Below are 20,828 nucleotides of genomic sequence, written 5' to 3'. Positions count from 1 at the left end.
TCCTTCCGATGTCAATGGTCATGGCTCAGCCGAAACGCCAAGGACAGGGTCTCAGACCGCCGCCCAAGCTACACACGCACGGTCCGCGGGGGGCACCCTTGTGCAGGCGTGCCGGGCCCTTCGTGTGCCGGCCGCCACCGATGTCGATCTTCGGACGGGACCCGGCTCCGGTTGCACTCGTGACGCCGATCCATGTCGGGGGTGGAGCGCGTCCGGTTCGAGCCTTTACGATCCTCTCTTGTGTCCAAACTGACCGACGTGCCCAAACGCATCCTCATCGGGCGCGCCCTGCGCAGTGACCGACTCGGGGAGACGCTCCTGCCCAAGCGCATCGCCCTCCCCGTCTTCGCGTCCGACCCGCTCTCCTCCGTGGCCTACGCGCCGGGCGAGGTGCTGCTGGTCCTGTCCATCGCGGGCGTGTCGGCCTACCACTTCAGCCCCTGGATCGCGGTCGCGGTCGTGGTGCTGATGTTCACGGTGGTCGCCTCCTACCGGCAGAACGTCCACGCCTACCCGAGCGGCGGCGGCGACTACGAGGTGGCGACGACCAACCTCGGGCCCAAGGCCGGTCTCACCGTCGCCAGCGCCCTGCTCGTCGACTACGTCCTCACGGTCGCCGTCTCGATCGCCTCGGGCATCGAGAACCTGGGCTCGGCGGTCCCGTTCGTGGTCGAGCACAAGGTGCTCTGCGCGGTCGCCGTCGTGGTGTTGCTCACGTTGATGAACCTGCGCGGGGTCAAGGAGTCGGGCAAGCTCTTCGCCATCCCGACGTACGTCTTCGTCGCGGGCGTCTTCATCATGATCGTCTGGGGCGCCTTCCGGGGCCTCGTGCTCGGTGACACGATGCGGGCGCCCACGGCGGCGTTCCACATCAGGGCCGAGCACCAGGGAATAGCCGGCTTCGCCCTGGTCTTCCTGCTGCTTCGCGCCTTCTCCTCCGGCTGTGCCGCACTCACCGGCGTCGAGGCGATCTCCAACGGCGTCCCGGCCTTCCGCAGGCCCAAGTCGAGGAACGCGGCGACCACCCTCGCGATGATGGGCCTGCTCGCGGTCACGATGTTCTGCGGCATCATCGCCCTCGCCATGGCCACCAAGGTCCGGATGGCGGAGAAGCCGGCCACCGACCTGCTCCACAACGGCACCGCGGTGGGCTCCGGCTACGTCCAGAACCCGGTGATCTCGCAGGTCGCCGAGGCCGTCTTCGGCAAGGGCAGCTTCCTGTTCATCGTGCTGGCGGCGGCCACCGCGCTGGTGCTGTTCCTCGCCGCCAACACCGCCTACAACGGATTCCCGCTGCTCGGCTCGATCCTCGCCCAGGACCGCTATCTGCCGCGCCAGCTGCACACCCGTGGCGACCGCCTCGCCTTCTCCAACGGCATCGTGCTGCTCGCGGGCGCGGCGGCCCTGCTGATCTTCATCTACGGCGCCGACTCGACCCGGCTCATCCAGCTGTACATCGTCGGTGTGTTCGTGTCGTTCACGCTCAGCCAGACCGGCATGGTCAAGCACTGGAACCGGCACCTGGCCACCGAGACCGACCAGGCCAAGCGCCGTCACATGGTCCGCTCGCGCGCCATCAACGCCTTCGGCGCCTTCTTCACCGGCCTGGTCCTGGTCGTCGTCCTGGTCACGAAGTTCACGCACGGCGCCTGGGTCGCCCTGCTGGGCATGTGCATCTTCTACGCGACGATGACCGCCATCCGTAAGCACTACGACCGTGTGGCCGAGGAGCTCACCGCCCCCGAGGGCCCGAGCGACGACAGCGTCCGCCCGTCGCGCGTCCACTCGGTGGTGCTCATCTCCAAGATCCACCGCCCCACGCTGCGCGCCCTCGCCTACGCCAAGCTGATGCGCTCCGACAGCCTGGAGGCACTCAGCGTCAACGTGGACCCCGCGGAGACGAAGGCGCTGAAGGACGAGTGGGAGCGGCGCGGCATCGACGTACCGCTGAAGATCCTCGACTCCCCGTACCGCGAGATCACCCGCCCGGTGATCGAGTACGTGAAGAACCTGCGTCGCGAGTCGCCGCGGGACGCCGTGTCCGTGATCATCCCGGAGTACGTGGTGGGCCGCTGGTACGAGCATCTGCTGCACAACCAGAGCGCGCTGCGGCTGAAGGGCCGGCTGCTGTTCTCGCCCGGTGTCATGGTGACCTCGGTGCCCTACCAGCTGCAGTCCTCGGAGGCGGCCAAGCTCCGGGCCCGCAGGCGCCAGGACTGGAGCGCTCCGGGCGCCGTGCGCCGCGGTCCCGCGCACGAGCGGGCCAGGGAGTCCTCGGCTTCCCAGGGCTGAGGCCCTGCCGTGCTGTGGTGAACGGCCGGACGACACCCACGTAGACTGGTGGGCTGTTGTCCGGCCGCGCCGGTCTCGTAGCCGTTCCCCCTCTCGTATCTGGAGTCGACCCGCCATGCAGGCAGAACCGAAGAAATCGCTGGTGGGGGAGGAGTACGAGGTCGAGATCGGCCCCGTCGCCCACGGCGGTCACTGCATCGCCCGCACGGACGAGGGCCAGGTCCTCTTCGTGCGGCACACGCTGCCCGGTGAGCGGGTCGTGGCCCGGGTCACCGAGGGCGAGGAGGGCGCCCGCTTCCTGCGCGCGGACGCGGTGCGGGTGCTCGAGGCGTCGAAGGACCGCGTCGACGCGCCCTGCCCCTACTCCGGACCCGGCCGGTGCGGCGGCTGCGACTGGCAGCACGCCAAGCCGGGCGCACAGCGCCGTCTGAAGGGCGAGGTGATCGCCGAGCAGCTGCGGCGGCTCGCGGACCTCACCCCCGAGGAGGCGGGCTGGGACGGCACGGTGGTGCCCGCCGAGGGCGACAAGCTGCCCGCGGGCGAGGTGCCGGCCTGGCGTACCCGGGTGCAGTACGCGGTGGACGCCTCGGGCAGGGCGGGCCTGCGCCGGCACCGCTCGCACGAGGTGGAGCCGATCGACCACTGCCTGATCGCCGCTCCGGGCGTCAGCGAGCTGGGTGTGGAGAAGCGGGACTGGACGGGCATGGACTCGGTCGAGGCGATCGCCGCGACCGGCTCGCAGGACCGCCAGGTGATCCTGACCCCGAAGCCGGGCGCGCGGCTGCCGCTCGTGGAACTGGACCGGCCGGTGTCGGTGCTGCGGGTCGACGAGAAGTCCGGCGGGGTGCACCGCGTCCACGGCCGGCCCTTCGTCCGGGAACGGGCCGACGGCCGCACGCACCGCGTGGGCGGCGGCGGGTTCTGGCAGGTCCACCCGAAGGCCGCGGACACACTGGTGACGGCGGTGATGCAGGGGCTGCTGCCGCGCAAGGGCGAGATGGCGCTCGATCTGTACTGCGGCGTGGGCCTGTTCGCGGGCGCGCTCGCCGACCGGATCGGGGAGAAGGGCGCGGTGCTCGGCATCGAGTCCGGCAAGCGCGCGGTGGAGGACGCACGGCACAACCTCGCCGACTTCCCGCGCGTCCGTATCGAGCAGGGCAAGGTCGAATCGGTCCTGCCGCGCACCGGGATCACCGAGGTCGACCTGATCGTCCTGGACCCGCCGCGCACGGGCGCCGGCCGCGGCACGGTGGAACACCTCTCGGGCCTGGGCGCCCGCCGCATCGCCTACGTGGCCTGCGATCCGGCCGCGCTGGCCCGCGATCTGGCGTACTTCCGTGAGGGCGGGTACCAGGTGCGGACGCTGAGGGCGTTCGATCTTTTCCCGATGACGCACCACGTGGAGTGCGTGGCGATTCTGGAGCCCGTCGGCAAGGGTGCCTGACCTGCGGTCCTGCCCGTCCGCGTGATGGCCGTCGCACGTGTGACGGGCGACGGCGCGATGCCGGACGGCATGGCCCCGGCACCCGTCGTCCCGCCGACCGACAAGACGCCCGGACCGTGCGAAACTTGGCCTCTGGTTTCGAACGGGGGGCAGTCGTGCTGCTGCTGGATCTCGACACCGTGGCACGCCACGAACGCGTTGACGCCTTCCAGTACGCGCTGGACCTGTCCGTGCCGAACGACGTCGAGCACGAGGACCCGGACGCGGAACTCCACGCGCGGTTCGACATGTGGCGCGTGGGAGCGGTCGACCTCGTCGAGGTGCACAGCACCGGGTTCCAGGTGCGGCGCACGGAGAAGCACCTGCGCAGACTGCGGGAACGGCCCGTGGTGTCCGTCTCGTTGCAGACGGGCGGCACCGGGCGTGTGGAGTTCGGCGGACGCCAGCAGTTCCTCGGTCCGGACGACATCTACGTTCAGCACGAGGTCTGTGCCCGGACCTACGGCTGGTCGGGGTCCGGAGCCTCACAGGCCGTGCTGATCGACGCCGAACGGCTGGGGCTCCCGGTCGAGTCGGTGGTGGAGGCGGGCTTCCGGCTGCGGGCGAGCCCGATGTACGACCTGGTGCTCGGGCATCTGCGCGGGCTGTGGCGCGATCCGGCCCTCCTTGAGGCCGATCCCGGTGCCCCGGCGCTGTCGGACGCGACCGTCGGCCTCGTCCGGGCGCTGCTCGTCTCCGCCGCCCACGACCCGGGTGATCCGCCGGTCAGAGCCGCCATGGACGACACCCTCCTCACCCGCATCCTGGCCTATCTGCGCAGGCACTTGACCGAGCCCGACCTCACCCCGGAGCGCGTCGCCGCGGAGCACGCGATGTCGCGGCGCCATCTGTACGCCGTGCTCGGCCGGGCGGGCATCAGCCTCGAGCAGTGGCTGATCGAGCGGCGGCTGGAGAGGGCCCGAGCCCTGCTGGCGTCCCCGTCGTACCGTGGACTCACCGTGGCCGCGGTCGCGGCCCGGTGCGGCTTCGGCAGCGCAAGTCACTTCACCCGCCGTTTCCGGGCGGCCTACGGGCTCACCCCGCGCGAATGGCGGCGGCACGCGGAGAACGAGGCGGTGGCGAAGGCATCGCTCGTGCTCTCCCGGGCGGCCGGTCCACTGGCGTTCGTGCCCGCCGTGTCCTCTGCGGACGCCGCTGTGCTCGTCCCGGAACCCGCCGGCGACGTTCCGCCGCCCGAGTCGGACCGCGGGTAGACACCGGCACGGCGCGGCCCCCACGGGGGGGGACGGGCCGCGTGCCACGGCGACCGCCGGGCGTCCCCGCGGGGCCCGCGCTCCGGCCCGCTGCATCCGGGCTCTTGACCTGCGGTGTCGAATCCTTGTCCCAGCATGCAGGAACCCACCGGTTCATGGCTCGTCCCGGGCGACGCGACCCAGGATGGTGCGGGTGGGCCGACGCCGTCGGCGGACGCGAGGGGGAGGGGCCGATGGGGTACGCGGGGTTGCCTCGTTCCGGACCGGTCGTCCCGGTGGCCGCGATGCCGGAACGGACGGAGAACCGGGCCGGACCTCATGGCGTCCGCACCCCGACCGTGGGCCCGCTGAGCGGCGCATCCGCCCCGACACCTCCTGAGACAAGGAATCTCCCATGACAACCGCGGAAGAACTCGAACGCATCGCACGCATCAACGCCGGTGGCCGCACCCCCGTCGTCTTCGTGCACGGACTCTGGCTGCTCCCCAGCAGTTGGGACCGGTGGACCACGGTCTTCGACGAGGCGGGCTACGCCTCGCTCACCCCGGGCTGGCCGGACGACCCGGACACCGTCGCCGAGGCCCATGCCCATCCCGAGGTGTTCGCGGGCAAGAGCGTCGGCCAGGTGGCCGACCACTTCGCGGACATCATCGGACGGCTCGAGCGCAAGCCCGTTGTGATAGGCCACTCCTTCGGCGGGCTGATCACGCAGATGATCGCCGGCCGTGGACTGGCCGCGGTCTCCGTGGCCATCGATCCCGCCCCCTTCCAGGGTGTCCTGCCACTGCCGTTCTCGTCGCTGCGCGCCGCGAGCGCGGTGCTGGGCAACCCGGCGAACTACCACCGGGCCGTGCCGCTCACCTACGAGCAGTTCCGCTACGCCTTCGCCAACGCGGTGAGCGAGGAGGAGGCCAGGGAGCTGTACGAGCGGTTCGCCGTGCCGGCGCCGGGCGAGCCCCTGTTCCAGGCGGCGGTCGCCAACATCAATCCCTGGAGCGAGGTCAAGGTCGACACCCAGTCACCGGAACGCGGTCCGCTGCTGATCGTCTCCGGCGAGAAGGACCACACGGTCCCCTGGGCCATCGCCAACGCCTCGTACAAGAAGCAGGAGCGCAACGAGCACGCGGTGACCGAGATCCACGAGATGCCCGGGCGCGGGCACGCCCTGACCATCGACAACGGGTGGCGTGAAGTGGCCGATACGGTGCTGGCCTTCGTGTCGCGCTTCGCCAAGTGACCCGTCCGGGCCCTCCGCAGGGTCCGGGTGCCGGGGACCGGGCCCTCGCCCGTCCCCGGCACGCGCGTGTTCCGCCGTGCGGAGGGCTCGGGCGAGGGCCGTCCCGGACGTGGTTCCGAGCAACCGGGAGGTTCTTCACGGGCGGTCGGCGACCGTGCGGGAGCACCGCCACGGCCGCTCGCCGGCCCGCCGGTCCGTCGGGCCGGACGCCGCGAACCGCCCGGTCCGCCGTCGCCGCGTGGTGAGCGGGCACGGGTCCACGGGCGGACCCGCGGCGCGACTCCCGTCAGGCCTGCGCTCGCCCGGGGAGTGGAAGGTGTGCAGTGCGTGCCCCGGGACCTCACCGGTCCGCGCGGGCGCTGGTGGCACCGCCGTGCGCCGTGGGCGGGACCCGCTCGCGCGGGAGACACCGGTTTCCGGGGCCCGGCATCACGTAGGCGGCCGGAAGTGTTCCGGGCCCCCGCCCCGCCGGAGGCCGAATTCTGATCCGTACGTGCGCAGTTCTGGCCCTTGTGTGCTCTCCCGGGGCGCGGCCCGCTCCGCAGCCTTGTCCGCGCCGCCCCGGCGACTAGTCTCCCCACGTGTCACCGTGGGAAGGACGACCATGACCACCACGACCTGGAGGACGGCGACCGTCCCGCTGGAGGACCGCGCCGAGGCACTGCGCCAGACCATCCGGCGACAGGTCGTACCGGTCGATCTCGTGCTGCCGCGCGAGCCCGAGTGCGTGTACGCGGATGTGACGATCACGGACATCGGTGACCTCCAGGTGAGTTCCGTGCGGGCGAATCCCGCGACCGTGCACCGCACCGCCAAACTGGCCAGGGCGGACGACGAGCCCGTGGTCTTCATCAGCCTCCAGGTGTCAGGGGAGAGCACCGTCGTCCAGGACGGGCGCGGCGCCGTGCTGCGGCCGGGCGACATCGCCTTCTACGACACAAGACGGCCGTACACGCTGCTGTTCGACCGCGGTGTGGACATGCACTTCTTCCGCGTCCCGGTGCGCGACATCGCCCTGCCCGACGAGGTCATCGGCCAGGCGGTCGCCCGCAGACTGGGACCCGAGGGAGCGGTCAGCGGGATGGCGACGGGCTATCTGACCCGACTGGCGGAGCACCGCGAGCAGTTCGACGCGACCGCCGCGCATCTGCTCGCCGCGCCGAGCATGGAACTGATCAGGGCGGTGCTGTCTGCCCAGTCGGACCGGCCGTGGCTCATGGCCGGGGCCCTGCACGAGACACTCGCCGTACGCATCCTCGAGCACATGCGGGCGCATGTGGCGGACCCGGATCTGTCACCGGCGAGCGTCGCCCGTGCGCACCACATATCGGTCCGCCACCTCTATGCGATCCTGGCGCGCAACGGCATCGGGTTCGGTGACTGGGTACGCGCCGAACGGCTAGACGCCTGCCGCCGTGAACTCTCACGGGTGCCGCCGACCACGGAGACGATCGCCGCACTGGCCCGCCGGTGGGGTTTCAAGTCCCCGTCGCACTTCAGCCGTGCGTTCAAGGCGGCCTACGGGATGTCGCCGCAGGCGTGGCGCGAGTTGAGGCACCTGTCCTGACGGCTGCCGCCCACCGGCCGTCGTCCGCGAGACCGCCGTGGTGCGGGACGCGCCGGCTCCGTGAGCCGAGCGGCTTCGACATGAACGACGCCGAACGGCGTTACGGTTTCCGCAGATCGCCGGCCGCCCGTAGGTCCCGGACGTCAAAGGTGCCCGGGTGCATGGTCGTTCCGGTCGGCCGAAGAGCCGTCCGGCCTTCACGTTCCCGATGCCGCCGGTCTCCCAGGAGCGGACGGGACACCGGGCTGCGACCGGCCGCACCGACTCCCTCTACGCCGCCGCGACGACACCCCTGGTTTCCGGTCAGTTCTCCGATCACTCGCCATCGCACGCGGTCAGCTGTGATGATGTGGATCAGGGGAGTGACCGGTGAGGTCATGAGATCCGGGGGGATCGATGAGCACTACGACGACGTCCGCGCTGATACGGCTGAAGTCCGCGCAGAAGAGCGCGAAGGGTGTGTCGCTGTATTCGCGGTTCGTGAACCGGCCCGCGGGCCGGTATCTGGCCGCCGGCGCCTACCGGGTCGGGCTGACACCGAATCATGTCACCGCGATCAGCGCGGCGTTCAGCTTCGCTGCCGTTGTGGTGGCGGCGCTCGCCGAGCCCACCTGGGCCGTGGGCCTGGTGGTGTGGCTGGGGCTCGCGGTGGGGTTCGCCTTCGACTCCGCCGACGGGCAGCTCGCCCGGCTGCGCGGCGGCGGCAGCGCGGTGGGTGAGTGGCTCGACCATGTGGTCGACTGCGCCAAGATCACCGCGTTGCACACCGCCGTGCTGATCTCCTTCTACCGGCACCCCGATCACTTCGGGACCGAGGCCGCCGGCTGGCTGCTGGTGCCGCTCGGCTTCCAACTCGCCGCCGTCGTCACGTTCTTCGGCGGATTGCTCACCGAGCAGCTCAAGCCCAAGGCGGCCCCGGGCGACCGCGCCGAGCCCTCCACGGCACGCGCGGTGGCCCTGCTGCCGGTCGACCACGGGGTGTTCTGCCTGGTGTTCCTGCTGCTCGGTGGCGGCGGCGCCTTCCGATGGGCCTACACCGTCCTCGCCGTCGCCGCCGCGCTCTTCCTCGTCGCCTTCCTCACCAAGTGGTTCCGGGAGCTGTCCGCAGTTCGTCGGTGAACCGCGTCCCGTCGAGGGCGTCGATGGCGCGTCGCAACTGGGTGCTCGACGTGTGCACGGTGTACGGGAAGTAGACGACGTCCACGCCCACCGTGGCGAAGTCCCGCTCCAGGCGTTCCCCCTTCGGCGTGTCCCGCCAGTCGTCGCCCTTGAACAGCACGTCGAAGCGGACCTGCTTCCACGTCTCCAGCTTGTCCGGCACTGTCTCGACGAACGCGGCGTCCACGTAGCGGATGCTGCGGACGATCTCCAGCCGCTCGACCAGCGGGATCATCGGCCGTCTGCCCTTGGCCCGTTCGGCCATCTCGTCCGAGACCACGCCTGCCACCAGGTAGTCGCACTGGGCGCGTGCGTGGCGCAGGATGTTCAAGTGCCCGATGTGGAACAGATCGTAGGCGCCCGGCGCGTAGCCCACGCGATACGGCTTGCTCGATGGCACAGATGCCCCCCTCGTTCGATGGTGTCCCCCAGTGCGCACCCCTTTGCGGGGGATGCACAGACTTTGACGATAGCGTTCATGCTCGGTGCAGGAAGGGTGAACAATTAGGGTGCGTCCTGGTTCACTTCTGTCAGGGTGTGGGACCGGGGGGTCCTGGTAAGGCGTGGACGCACAGGGGAGGCCGCCGAGGCGGCCGGGGGGAAAGGTTTCGTCTGGTGACAGAGGCCCACAACGAGCGTCGTGAACGGGACGGGGGCGTGGCCGCGCACACACCCGGCTCCGTGCCGCGGCAGCGCACCACCGAGCCGGACGTCGCCGTCGGCGAGTCGGGCGGGTCCGCCCCGTCCGGACGCCGATTGCTCGTGGTGTCCACCAACTACGCACCCGAGCACACCGGTATCGGCCCCTACGCCACCGGCGTCGCGGAGCACTGGGCGAGCCGCGGGCACGACACCCATGTACTGGCCGGGCTTCCCCATTACCCGTCCTGGCGCCTGGATCCCGCCTACCGCGGGGTGTGGCGGGCCACCGAGCAGCGTGCCGGGGTCATCGTGCACCGTCGCCGGCACACCGTTCCGGCGCGCCAGAGCGCCCTGCGCAGAGCCCTGTTCGAGGGGTCGATACTCGCCCACGGTCTTGTCGCCCCGCCCCGCACCGGTCGACTCGACGCCGTCCTCGCCCAACTGCCCAGTCTCGCGGGAGGGGTGCTCGGCGCCCGTATCGCCGCCCGGCATCGAGCCCCGTACGTGCCGGTCGTGCAGGACCTCATGGGCGCGGCGGCCGCGCAGTCCGGCATCCAGGGGGGCGGTCGCGCCGCGGAGCTGGCCGAGCGCGCGGAGTCCTGGGTGCTGCGGCGCGCCACCCTCGTCGGCGTCATCCATGAGACGTTCGTCGAACGGGTGCGGGCCATGGGCGTGGACCCGGGCCGTATCCGCCTGGTCCCCAACTGGTCGCACATACAGGCGCCTTCGGCGCTGCGCGCGCAGACCCGGGAGCGCCTCGGCTGGCGACCGGAGCAGACCGTGGTCCTGCACTCCGGAAACATGGGCCTGAAGCAGGGGCTCGACGTGCTGGTGGAGGCGGCCCGCCGGGATCCCGCCACCCGCGTGGTGCTGATGGGCGACGGCAATCAGCGCGAGCACCTCGTGCGCCGCGCCGAAGGGCTGCCCAACCTGGAGTTCCTGCCTTCGGTGGACGACGCGGACTTCCCCGACGTGCTGGCCGCGGCCGATGTGCTCGCCGTCACCCAGCGTGCCTCGGTCCTCGACATGAGCGTCCCGTCCAAGCTCACCTCCTATTTCGCGGCGGGCCGCCCGGTGGTCGCCTCCGTCGCCGCCGAGGGCGGAACGGCCCGCGAGGTGCTGCGCTCCGGAGCCGGTCTGCTGGTGGAACCGGAGAATCCCGATCAGTTCCTGTCAGCGGTGCGTAGACTCGCCGAAGATCCGGTGACGGCAGACGAGTTGGGCGCGGCGGGACCGCGCCATGTGGCTGCCCATCTGTCACGGGAGGCGGGTCTTGCGCGGATCGACGCGTTGATCGACGAGGTGTTGGGGGGTCTTGCCCGGTGAGCGACACACACGTTCCCCTCCGGGGCGAGGACGAGCCGGAGCAGTTGCGTGAACAGTTCCGTCAACTGCTGCGCTACCGCTGGCTGATCGGCGGCGGCGTCGGTGTCGGGCTGCTGGCCGGTGCCTGGCTCGGCATCACCGGCGCCGACAGCTACGCCGCCACCACCGACATCGTGCTGCGCGCTCCCACCAGCGACCCCTTCGCGCCGACCCTGTCCAGCGACAAGGCGCTCAACATGGGGTCCGAGCGGCAGACGGCGCTCAGCCGCAAGGTCGCCGAGGAGGCCGCGAAGCGGCTCGGCCTCGGCGCGGACGAGGTCGACCGGCTTCAGAACGGACTCCAGGTCACCAACCCGCCGCAGACCCTCGTGCTGCACTTCTCGTACACCGGTTCCGACCCGAAGGAGGCGGCGCGCCGCGCCAACGCCCTCACCCAGGCCTACATCGACCTGCGCAAGGAGCAGTGGGAGTCCGTCCAGGGGGCCATGCTCAAGAGCCTGCGGAACCAGCTCAATCCCGTCGCCAAGCAGAACGACGAACTCTCCCAGCGGCTCAAGCAGTTGCCCGACGGCTCCGCCGCGGACTCCGCCTATGCCGTACAGGCCAACCTGCTCAGCCGCATCACCGACCTGAGCAGCAAGATCACCGGCCTGCAGATGCTCGACATGACGCCCGGCAACGTGATCCGCAACGCCACCGCGCCCACCTCGTCCGACGGCCCCGGCCTGCCGCTCTCGCTCGGACTCGGCGGCCTCGTCGGCGTCGGTCTCGGCCTGCTCGGCGCCTGGGTGCGCCTGATCTTCGACCCCGCACCGCGCTCGGCAGGTGACGTGGCCCGCGCGGTGCACGGTCCCGTCCTCGGCGCGCTGCCGCGCGGCTCGGCCGGTGCGCTGGTGGTCGGCCGCACCGACTCCCGGGCGGCCGAGGAGTACCGCTCGATCGCCTTCCGGCTCGCCTACGACGAGAGGTTCGCGGACCGGCGCCGGCTGCTCGTCGTCGCCCCCCGCGGCTCCATGGAATCCAGCGTGGCGGTCGCGGCCAACCTCGCCGCGTCCTTCGCGGAGACCGGCAAGAACGTGCTGCTCGTGGAGGCCGACCTGCGTACTCCGTCCCTCTCCGAACGGCTCGATGTGTCCGCCGCCGCCCGGCCCCGCTGGAGCAGCACCGTCGAGCCCGCCGAGGGCGAGTGGCCCGGTCCCGGAAAACTCCTGGTCGACGCGGGGGAGTCCGGGGCCTTCGGCCTCGTCCCCGGCGAGCGGGTGCGCAACGTCCCTCGCGCGCTGACCTCCGCGCGGACGACCAGGCTGATCGCCGAGGCCGACGACCCCGACGCCACCGTCGTGGTCGTCGCCCCGCCCGTCCTCGCCTATGCCGACGCCCTCGCGCTCGTCGACCGCGTGGACGGGGTGCTCATCGTCTGCGACCCGCGCACCGTGCACCGCGCCGACCTCGTCCGCATCCGTGAGCTGATCGTCGGTGCCGGCGGGACCGTGCTCGGCGCGGTGACGCACACCGATTCGCACCGGCGCGAGGCGGCCGCCCGCCGCGACTCCCGGCGCCGTGCGGCCAAGAGCCCGGCGGTCCGGTCGGCGGCCCGGCCCGACACCCGCCTCGAGACCGAGCGGCACATCGACGGTGACGGCAGCGACACGATCGCTCTGCGCACCGTCCGCTCGGGGGACCGGTGACAGCCGCGGGGGACCAGGGGCCGGCCCAAGGCCCGTCGCGGGAACCGCGGCGTTCGACGGCCGCGTTCGCCTCGGTGCTCGACCAGGCGGCGTCCAGCCTCACCAACATCGCCGTGCTGGTCATCGCCGCCCGTGTCTCCACCGCGCACGGGTTCGCCACCTTCTCGATGGTCTACCTGACCTTCACGGTGCTGCTCGGCCTCAACATGGCGTACGTGGGCCAGGCGGTCGTGCTCATCCGCGGCGGTACCGCGACGACGGGTGCCGCCTGCCGGTCCGCGATTGTGTTCACCGCGCTGGGCGCCACCGCCGTCGGCGTCCTGCTCACCGCCGTCGGCGCGGGATCCGCCGCCCTCACCGGCGGCTGGGCCGGGCCGGGCGGAGCCTTCCTCGCCCTCGGTCTCGTACTGCCGCTGGTGCTGGTGCAGGACGGGCTGCGCTACGCGTTCTCCACCCTGCGGCGCCCCGGACTGGCGCTGGCCGCGGACAGCCTGCGCCTGGTGTGTGTGGTGCCCGCGTTGCTGCTTCAGCCCCGGCACACCTCCCCGGGGCTGCTCGTGGCCGTGTGGGGACTGTCCGCCGTGCCTGCACTGCTGCTCGGCCTCTTCCTGTTGTGGCCCCATGTGCGCGGCACCCGGGCCGACCTGTTGCCCTATGTGCGCCGGGGTCATCTGGGACAGCGTTTCGTGGTGGAGTTCGCCGTGGGCAACGCCTCCAGCCAGCTCGCCGTGCTGGGCCTCGGGCTGTTCGCCGCCCCGCTGGCGGTCGGAGCGCTGCGCGGTGCCACCACGCTCTTCGGCCCGCTCAACGTCCTGTTCAACTCGGTCAACGCGTTCGGGCCGCCGCTGCTGAGCCGGCTCGGGGGCCGCCGGGCCACCGCCCGCGCCGCCGCCGGACTCGGCGCGGTGCTCTGTGCCGTCGGTCTAGCCTGGGGACTGGTGCTGTACGCCCTGCCCGACGGCATGGGGCGTCAACTCCTCGGGGCCACCTGGCAGTCGGCCTCCGCGCTGCTGCCCGCCTCGGGCGCCCAGTACGCGGTGATGGGCCTCGGCACCTGTGCCCTGGTGACCCTGCGGGTGCTCAGCCCGCGTGCCACGCTGTCGGTGCAGGTGGTGTTCTCGCTGCTCTCGGTCGTCCTCATGCTCGGTGGATACGCGCTGACCGGCTCGGCGCTCGGCGCCGCCTGGGGACTTGCCGCGGGCTCCGCGCTGAAGGCGGTGGCGGCCTGGACACGCGTCGCCCGTCTGCGTGTGGAGGAGCAGCCCGCGGCGGCCCCGGTCCCGGCGGTCCCCACGGGCTGAGAGCCGACCGGCCCCGCTCAGCGCAGCCCGGCCGCCCGGTCCTGCCGGAACGTGGTGATCAGCGCGATGCAGCACGCCGCGATCGCCACACGCCCCGACGCCTGCAACAGGGGCCCCCGGAGCAGGATGAAGGAGTACCCGGCGACCAGCGGCACGGTCAGCGCGATCAGACTGCCCGGCGGGGACCGGCGCACCGCACGGCGCGCATAGCGGCGGTCGACCCGCGCCGCCGCGTACCCGAGGGCCATGAACCCGGCCGACATACCGACCGGACCGAAGTCGATCCACAACTCGGCCCACACCGGGGACGAGAGATTGGTGTTGGTGGCCCCCATCCACTGGCCGATCACCACACCGGTGTCCATCGGCTTGCCCGGCCACACCGACCGGGGAACGGCGAACAGCACCGCGCCCGCCAGCTGGCGACCGTAGGTGTGCCCTGGCCCCGACCGCACATAGGTGACGGTGTTGGCGAACATGCCGACCTGGTCGTAGTCCTTGAGGGCCAGCGGCTCCAGGGGTGAAGTGGTCTGGATCGGGCGGTAGTTGGCGTCGTCGTAGCGGAACCGGTCCGCGAACGGGAAGACGACGAGCGCCACCACCACACCCAGGCTCAGAGCGATCCGGTACATCGCGGCGCTCACCGGGAACACGGTGAACAGCAGTGAGAACAGGACGGTGAGGAACCAGAAGCGCGGGTTGGATATCGGGTTGTTGACCAGAGCGTTCAGCGCGGCGAGCGCCAGCCACACGGCGATGATCAGCACGGAACGGCGGGCCCTGCGCGAGGTCACCAGCCACCGTGTGTACACCAGCCAGGCGATGAGGGCGGGCACGGTGCCGAAGCCCCGTACGATCGCCTGGCCCGCCTGCGAGTCGGCCTGGGAGAGCCCCGACTCCTCGACGCTGCTGATGATCTCCTGACGGCTGGTGAAGAAGACCGCCGGGCCGCCGAGCTTGACCACGAGGAGCGCCGACCCGACAAAGGCGACGAGCGTCAGCAGGTACAGGCGGCGACGGTGCACCAGCGCCGGGCGCACGGTGTCGTTCCGCTCCCGGCCCGGCCGCTGACGGGCCAGCAGCGAGCCGATGTCGAAGGCGACACAGCCGATCAGGACGAGCGAGACCGCTTCGGTCAGGTCGCTGCGCGACCCCACCACCGGGGTCGGTGTGCGGCCGAGCACGGCCTGGGCGAGCGGTGCCACTCCCATCGCCATGTAGACGAACAGCCAGAACGAACCGGCGAGCAGCTTGCGGCGGCTGGTGAGGATCATCGAGGACAGCCGGATGCCCGCGTACATCGTCAGCGCCAACTGCACCCACAGCGCCGCGTCGCGCGGGCCCGTGCCGGGCTGGACCAGCACCAGCAGCGGCAGGAACACCGAGAAGCCGAGCACGAGCGGGACGGACAGCGCGCGCGAGAGCAGCGTGCGCGGTGAGAAGGGCGGCAGCGCGGTGCGCTCCGGCCAACCCGGCCGCGGTGTCTCGGGCGCCGTCGTCGCACCCCGGTCCGTCTGCTGCGTCATGGCGCCCCCGCCCCCGGAAAAGATCCCCGCCGCAGTCTACCGACGCTCCGCCTGCGGTGAACGGTCAGCTACTAGAGTGTGACGAAGGGGCGTCAGGGGAGGCGCCGTTGGGGGGATGGATCGATGCGTGATCTCCCGGCCTTCACACTGGCCGGATACGACAAGGGGCGCGGCAGACTCGTCCAGGCGCTCTGGTTCGCGGTGATGAACACGGTCTTCATGGCGTGGTTCACGCCCGCTCGCGTCAGGGTGGCGCTGCTGCGCGCCTTCGGCGCCGACATCGGTACGGGGGTGCTCGTCCGCCACCGGGTGCGGGTGCTGTGGCCGTGGAAGCTGACGGTCGGGGACCACGCCTGGATCGGCGAGGGCGCCTGGATCCTCAACCTGGAGCCGGTCACCCTCGGCGCCCATGTGTGCGTGTCGCAGGAAGCCCTGCTGTGCACCGGCAGCCACGACCATCGCGCCGCCGACTTCCGTTACCGCAACGCGCCGATCACTGTGGACGACGGCGCCTGGATCGCCGCCCGCGCCACGGTCCTCGCCGGAGTGAAGGTCGGCCGGTGCGCCGTGGTCGGCGCCGGCGCGGTCCTCCACCAGGATCTTCCGGAACTGACCCTGCACACCGCCGACAACCGGCGCCGTCCCGTCGAGGAGCCGGCGTGAGAGTGCTGCACGCGGTCACCCTGCACAGCACGACCCACGCCTTCGGCGGCCCGGTCCGGGTCGCCCTCAACCTCTGCCGTGGCCTGCGCGAACGCGGACACGACGCCCGCCTCACCGCCCTGGCCGACGGCTTTCCGCGGCCGCTGCCCCAGGAGGTGGAGGGCGTACCCGTCCGGCTCCATCAGGCGCGCAGGATTCTGCCGTTGGGCTTCAGCGGACTGACCTCCCCGTCGCTCCTCGCCGGCGCCCACCGGCTGGTGCGCGGCGCCGACGTGGTCCATGTGCACCTCGCACGCGATCTGGTGACGCTGCCGGTCGCGCTGGCCGCGCTGCGCGCCGGGCGGCCCCTCGTGCTGCAGACGCACGGCATGGTCGACCCCAGCGAGCGGCTGTCGGCCCGGCTGCTCGACGCGGTCGCGGTGCGCCGGGTGCTGCGCCGCGCCGCCGCAGTGCTGCATCTCACGGCACACGAACTCCGCGATCTTGAGGCCGTGGTGGGCGCGGCGGGTCTCGCCCGCGCCGTCCGTCTGGTCAACGGCGTTCCCGCACAGCCCGAGGCCGCGGCCCCCCAGGGGCCGCCGCGCATCCTGTACGCGGCCCGGCTCCAGGCCCGCAAGCGCCCCGTCGACCTGGTGGACGCGGCGCCCGCGATCCTGGCCCGGCATCCGGGAGCGACCTTCGTCGTGGCCGGCCCGGACGAGGGCGAACTCGCCGCCGTGCGGCGGCGGATCGACGAACTGGGGCTGGCGGGGAAGGTGAGCTGCCCGGGACCGCTCACCGGGGACCGCATGCTCGAGGAGCTGCGGCGGGCACACGTCTATGTGCTGCCGTCGGTGGACGAGCCCTTCCCGATGTCGGTCCTCGAGGCCATGGCCGCGGGCACCCCGGTCGTCGTGACCGACTCCAACGGTCTGGCCCGCGATGTGGACCGGGCCGGTGCCGGACGTGTGGTGACCGGCCCCGACGGTATCGCCCCGGCGGTGCTCGACCTGCTGGAGCCGTCCGTGCGGCCGTCCGCGTCGGCGGCGGCCCGCAAGCTCACCGCCGACGCGTTCTCCATGGACGTGGTCCTCGGCACCTTGCTCGACGTGTACGAGCGGGCCTACGCCGGAAGCCAGGCGTAGCAGCCCGACGAGACGAACGTACGGGTCCCGGCCGGGATCTTCGCGGTCACCTTCTTCGCGCCGCCCGGTCCCGGCCCGGAGGCCAGTACCTTGTCGCCGGCTCCCAGCGACTTCCAGGTGCAGCCCTTGGAGGTGGTCAGCGCCCGGTAGGTGCCCGGCCGCGGTGTCTTGCGCGTTCCGTCGGCGAAACCGGTCGCGGCGATGTCGAGCAGGGGCTTCTGCTTCGGGCACAGCACGTCGATCGCGTCGTCGGCCGACGGCACGTCCCCGGCGATGAGCGCGCCGACCGCGGCGTCCTTGTCGTGGGCGGCGGTGCGCTCGATGCGCTGGCAGGCCTCCTGGCCGACCTCGAGCACGGCGGCCGGGTCCATGTTCGCCGGTACCCGGCCGTGCAGGTACTTCTTCTCCTTCGCGGTGAAGGAACCGGTCACCGGGGTGAGCTTCGCGTCGGGCAGCACCGGGCCCTTGGCGGGTGTCGGGGTGCTCCGGGAAGCGGGGCTCGCCTGGTCGTCGGGCACGGCGGCGGCCTGCTCGTCGGAGATGCGCTGCGTGGCTTCCGGCTTCGCCTGCGTGCCGCCCCCCGAGCTGCAGCCGGCGAGCGCGAAGAGCGCGGTGAGAGCGACGGCGCCGGCTGTGGCACCGCGCCGGCGAGGCCGAAGAGTGCGAGTGTGCATGGTGGCTCCTGCGGCCCCAGCGGGCCTGGGTATGGTGGCGGGCCCGCACAGAAGTGCGGGCCCGAGCGGGGCGTGCGGAGCACCGGCGCTCGGACCGGTGCCCCGCACGCCGGGACGCCCCGGAGGGTCAGGGCGCCCCGAAGGTGAGTACCAGCTGCGGGGTGTTCTCCGCGGCCGGCGCCTCACTGGACCACAGCCACAACGCGTCCGCCCCGGTGCTGGTGAGCGCCAGGTCGTAGGCGCCGCCCAGGGCCGGGGTGAGCGCAGCGGTGTCGAGCGTCGCCGAGTAGACCGTCGAGAGGTCCGTGGCTCCGCTCAGGGTGCCGACCACGGTCGAAGACACCGCGGGCCTGGAGGTGAAGGTGGTTCCGGCCTCCGTCCAGCTTCCGGTGACCGGCCGCACGGAGATGTCGTCCGTACTGCCCGCGCTGCTCAGGGTGGTGGTCTTCACCGCGAGCCGCGCGCTCTTGAGTACCGTCCCGGCCGGGGCCGAGGGCAGGTCGAAGCGCAGATACGTCTCGTACGCCGCGCTGCCGCGCACCGCCAGCGAGGTGGAGGTGCCGTAATTGGTCCCGGCGGCACCGGCGTTGACATAGGTGTCGTCCGAGGCACTGACGGTCTGCACGCTGTCGGCCGGGGCCGAGGCCAGGGTGTAGTGGCTCTGCACCTGGGCCGCGCTCAGCACCGACGGGTAGATCGCGGTCTCGTCTACCTGCCCGGCGAAGTAACTGCTGGAGGGCTGGTTGGGCCATCCGTTGAGGTTGTCGCCGCCGACGTGCCAGTACCCGCTGTAGGGCTGGCTGTTGGTCTCGGCGAGCGTGCCGACCTGGCTGCCGTCCACGTAGAGCACCATCCCGGAGGCTCCCTGAGTGGCGACGACGTGGTGCCAGGCACCGTCGTTGTAGGCGGCGGGCGAGGTGACGGTGCGGGCGGAGCCGGTCCACACGCCGAAGACCAGTCGGCCGTCGTTGCGCATGTAGACGTGCTTGTCGTACTGGCCGCTGGCCCGTGTGGTGTTGTCGCCGAACCCGACGAGCTTGCCGCCCCGGGTGGTGGTCGTCTTGAACCAGGTCTCGATCGAGTACTGGCTCGGCACCGTGGTGCGCTTGTCGCTGTAGACGATCTGGTCGGTGCCGTCGAAGCCGATGGCGGTGGACGGACCGGTCACGGCGGCCGGCGTCTGGCGCAGCGAGGGCCCGTTGAGGTGGATGCCGCTCTGGTCGCCGGGCGAGGTGTCACCCACGAACGGAGTGGCGGACTCGTCGTAGCGCCAGTACAGGTTCGCACCGTCGTCGAGCACCTTCGCCGCGTACTTCTGGGCGGAGGTCGGCACCGTCACCGTGGCGGCGGCGGACAGTGCGGAGGCGTTGCCCGCGCCGTCGGTGGCCGTCACCCGGTAGGTGTAGGTGGATCCTGCGGTGACGTTCTTGTCGGTGAACGACAGCTGCGGGCGCGACCACTCCACGGAGTCGCCGTCGACGGTGTACACGGGTGTGGAACCGCCGTTGCGGTACACCTTGTAGGTCAGCTCGGTGTCGTCCGTGTCGAGGCTCGCGCGCCACCGGATGTGCGTCTCGGTCGGCTTCACGGACTCGGCGCTGACCGACGGCACCGTCGGCGCGCCGGTGTCGGGCGAGGCGGCGAAGCGCGTCAGACCCTGAGCCGCCGAGCCGTTGACCGTGGTGAACTCGCCGCCGACCCACATGTACTTGTTGTCGGACGTCTCGGAGACCACCATGGCGCGCGGGCCGATGCCCTCGCCCAGGCCGTCGTTGGTGTCCGGGAACCAGCCCAGCTTGTTGGTGCCGGTGGTCGGCTCCGCGAGCAGGTGATGGCGTCGCCCGTCGGGGAACTCCCCGACGCTGGAGCAGTCGTGGGCGTGTGAGGCGCTGTACAGCACGTCCTGGTACGACTTGACGGCCTGGGTGGCGCCGAGGCAGGTGTCGCGCCAGCGCTGGTCGAGCGTGGACAGATCGAGCGCGATGCGGCCGTCGAAGACGCCGCCGCCGGTGCCCTCGTTGCCGGTGTAGAAGCCCGTGCCGTCCGTGTCGAGCGCCTTGACCACGGAGTTGGTCTCGATGAACCCCGGATAGGTGCGGACATTGGCGCCCGTGGTCGCGTCGACGACGGCGAGGGCGTGCGAGTTCGCGCCGTTGACGGTGAAGAAGTCACCGCCGAGGATCACGTCCTTGCCGTCCGGGGTGACCGCGACGGCCCGGCCGGGCTCGTCGACGTCGGCCTGGAACGGCTTGACCGCGCCACTGGTGGCGTCGACCGCCGCGTACCGCGCGTGCGCGCTGCCGGCGACGGAGGAGAAGTCCCCGCCCAGATAGACGGTGTCGTCCGTGACCGCGAGCGCCCGTACGGTGGCGGAGACGCTCGGGTGGAAGTTCGCCTTGGGCGTGCAGGTGGCGATGTCGATGGCGGCGAGGCTGCTGACCTGCGTGCCGTTGACCGCGCCGAAGTAACCGCCCGCGTACAGCGTCTTCTTGTCCGGTGAGACGGCGAGCGCCCGAACGGTCGCGGTGCCGCTTCCGATGGTGAAGGACAGCTTGCACGACGTGGGATCGCCGGTCGCCGCGTCCAGCGCGACGAAGTTCACCGCGGTCTGCGCGGTGCCGCTTTCTCCATCCGGCGGGCGCACCTGCGAGAAGGTGCCGCCCGCGAAGACCGTGCCGTGCGCCTCCGCCAGGGCCCACACGATGCCGTTGGTCTGCCAGGTCGGCAGATCGTCGGCTGTGAAGGCGACGGGCGGGGTGAGCGCGGCAGCCGGCTGCGGCAGGGCCACCAGGCCCAGACCCGCCGCGGTGGACAGGACGAGGGCGGCACTGAGCCCTCTGGATCTTTGCATGTACCCCCCGGCTTCCGGGCCCGGTCGTGGGCCCTCTGCCTCATCGAGCCTGTGTCGGTGTCCCCCGGATCCGAACAGGCCG

At 71.7% G+C, this 20,828-nt stretch carries 15 protein-coding genes; 11 read left to right on the top strand and 4 right to left on the bottom strand.

The window, feature by feature from the left end; all coding sequences use genetic code 11:
- Positions 1-240 precede the first annotated feature (240 nt).
- The 6 genes from RCR19_RS09850 (at position 241) to RCR19_RS09825 (ending at position 8,912) form a co-directional block, all read left to right on the top strand.
- Positions 241-2,292 (top strand): APC family permease, encoded by a 2,052-nt coding sequence (locus tag RCR19_RS09850; protein WP_331264802.1) that lies wholly within the window; start codon positions 241-243, stop codon positions 2,290-2,292.
- Between the two features lie 115 nt (positions 2,293-2,407).
- Positions 2,408-3,736 carry a class I SAM-dependent RNA methyltransferase gene (locus RCR19_RS09845; RefSeq protein ID WP_331264801.1) on the top strand — a complete coding sequence of 443 codons (1,329 nt, stop codon included), beginning with the start codon at positions 2,408-2,410 and terminating at the stop codon, positions 3,734-3,736.
- 125 nt (positions 3,737-3,861) lie between these two features.
- Positions 3,862-4,989, top strand: a complete 1,128-nt coding sequence (locus tag RCR19_RS09840) for an AraC family transcriptional regulator (protein ID WP_331264800.1) — start codon at positions 3,862-3,864, stop codon at positions 4,987-4,989.
- A gap of 394 nt (positions 4,990-5,383) precedes the next feature.
- A complete protein-coding gene (locus tag RCR19_RS09835) occupies positions 5,384-6,226 on the top strand; it encodes an alpha/beta hydrolase (RefSeq protein ID WP_220291966.1) in 843 nt (280 codons plus the stop codon).
- Between the two features lie 604 nt (positions 6,227-6,830).
- Positions 6,831-7,793: a helix-turn-helix domain-containing protein gene (locus tag RCR19_RS09830; protein WP_331264799.1), complete on the top strand. Its 963-nt coding sequence runs from the start codon at positions 6,831-6,833 to the stop codon at positions 7,791-7,793.
- Positions 7,794-8,189: 396 nt separating this feature from the next.
- Positions 8,190-8,912 carry a CDP-alcohol phosphatidyltransferase family protein gene (locus tag RCR19_RS09825; protein WP_331264798.1) on the top strand — a complete coding sequence of 241 codons (723 nt, stop codon included), beginning with the start codon at positions 8,190-8,192 and terminating at the stop codon, positions 8,910-8,912.
- Here the strand turns inward: RCR19_RS09825 and RCR19_RS09820 are convergent.
- A complete protein-coding gene (locus RCR19_RS09820; RefSeq protein ID WP_059132157.1) occupies positions 8,872-9,351 on the bottom strand; it encodes an adenylyltransferase/cytidyltransferase family protein in 480 nt (159 codons plus the stop codon). The two genes, RCR19_RS09825 and RCR19_RS09820, sit on opposite strands and share 41 nt — an antisense overlap.
- Before the next feature lie 362 nt (positions 9,352-9,713).
- Here RCR19_RS09820 and RCR19_RS09815 point away from each other — a divergent pair, with 362 nt between their 5' ends.
- From RCR19_RS09815 to RCR19_RS09805, 3 genes are read left to right on the top strand one after another with little or no spacing between them, the layout of a single operon-like run.
- Positions 9,714-10,919 (top strand): glycosyltransferase family 4 protein, encoded by a 1,206-nt coding sequence (locus RCR19_RS09815; RefSeq protein WP_331269396.1) that lies wholly within the window; start codon positions 9,714-9,716, stop codon positions 10,917-10,919.
- Complete coding sequence (locus RCR19_RS09810) at positions 10,916-12,607, top strand: lipopolysaccharide biosynthesis protein (protein ID WP_331264797.1); 1,692 nt, start codon at positions 10,916-10,918, stop codon at positions 12,605-12,607. The genes RCR19_RS09815 and RCR19_RS09810 overlap by 4 nt, the downstream gene beginning before the upstream one ends.
- Complete coding sequence (locus RCR19_RS09805) at positions 12,604-13,908, top strand: hypothetical protein (protein WP_331264796.1); 1,305 nt, start codon at positions 12,604-12,606, stop codon at positions 13,906-13,908. Before RCR19_RS09810 ends, RCR19_RS09805 begins: the two co-directional genes overlap by 4 nt.
- 17 nt (positions 13,909-13,925) lie before the next feature.
- On the opposite strand, the gene RCR19_RS09800 is transcribed toward RCR19_RS09805, so the two are convergent.
- Positions 13,926-15,434 carry a hypothetical protein gene (locus RCR19_RS09800; RefSeq protein WP_331264795.1) on the bottom strand — a complete coding sequence of 503 codons (1,509 nt, stop codon included), beginning with the start codon at positions 15,432-15,434 and terminating at the stop codon, positions 13,926-13,928.
- Positions 15,435-15,557: 123 nt separating this feature from the next.
- Between RCR19_RS09800 and RCR19_RS09795 the strand changes: the two genes are divergently transcribed.
- Both RCR19_RS09795 and RCR19_RS09790 read left to right on the top strand, forming a co-directional pair.
- On the top strand, positions 15,558-16,097 hold the full coding sequence (locus RCR19_RS09795; RefSeq protein WP_331264794.1) for a WcaF family extracellular polysaccharide biosynthesis acetyltransferase: 540 nt from the start codon (positions 15,558-15,560) through the stop codon (positions 16,095-16,097).
- The gene (locus RCR19_RS09790; RefSeq protein WP_331264793.1) at positions 16,094-17,221 is read left to right on the top strand and encodes a glycosyltransferase; all 1,128 of its coding nucleotides are present in this window, start codon (positions 16,094-16,096) and stop codon (positions 17,219-17,221) included. Before RCR19_RS09795 ends, RCR19_RS09790 begins: the two co-directional genes overlap by 4 nt.
- On the opposite strand, the gene RCR19_RS09785 is transcribed toward RCR19_RS09790, so the two are convergent.
- Both RCR19_RS09785 and RCR19_RS09780 read right to left on the bottom strand, forming a co-directional pair.
- Positions 17,200-17,895: a hypothetical protein gene (locus RCR19_RS09785; protein ID WP_331264792.1), complete on the bottom strand. Its 696-nt coding sequence runs from the start codon at positions 17,893-17,895 to the stop codon at positions 17,200-17,202. The two genes, RCR19_RS09790 and RCR19_RS09785, sit on opposite strands and share 22 nt — an antisense overlap.
- A 127-nt stretch (positions 17,896-18,022) precedes the next feature.
- Positions 18,023-20,746, bottom strand: coding sequence for a LamG-like jellyroll fold domain-containing protein (locus tag RCR19_RS09780; RefSeq protein WP_331264791.1), 2,724 nt, complete (start codon positions 20,744-20,746; stop codon positions 18,023-18,025).
- Between the last annotated feature and the right edge of the window lie 82 nt (positions 20,747-20,828).

The sequence above is a fragment of the Streptomyces sp. WAC07094 genome (assembly GCF_036320405.1).
Lineage (GTDB): Bacteria > Actinomycetota > Actinomycetes > Streptomycetales > Streptomycetaceae > Streptomyces > Streptomyces lannensis.
Note: the sequence above shows the minus strand (reverse complement) of the source record. Positions and strands in the feature narration are given on the sequence as shown.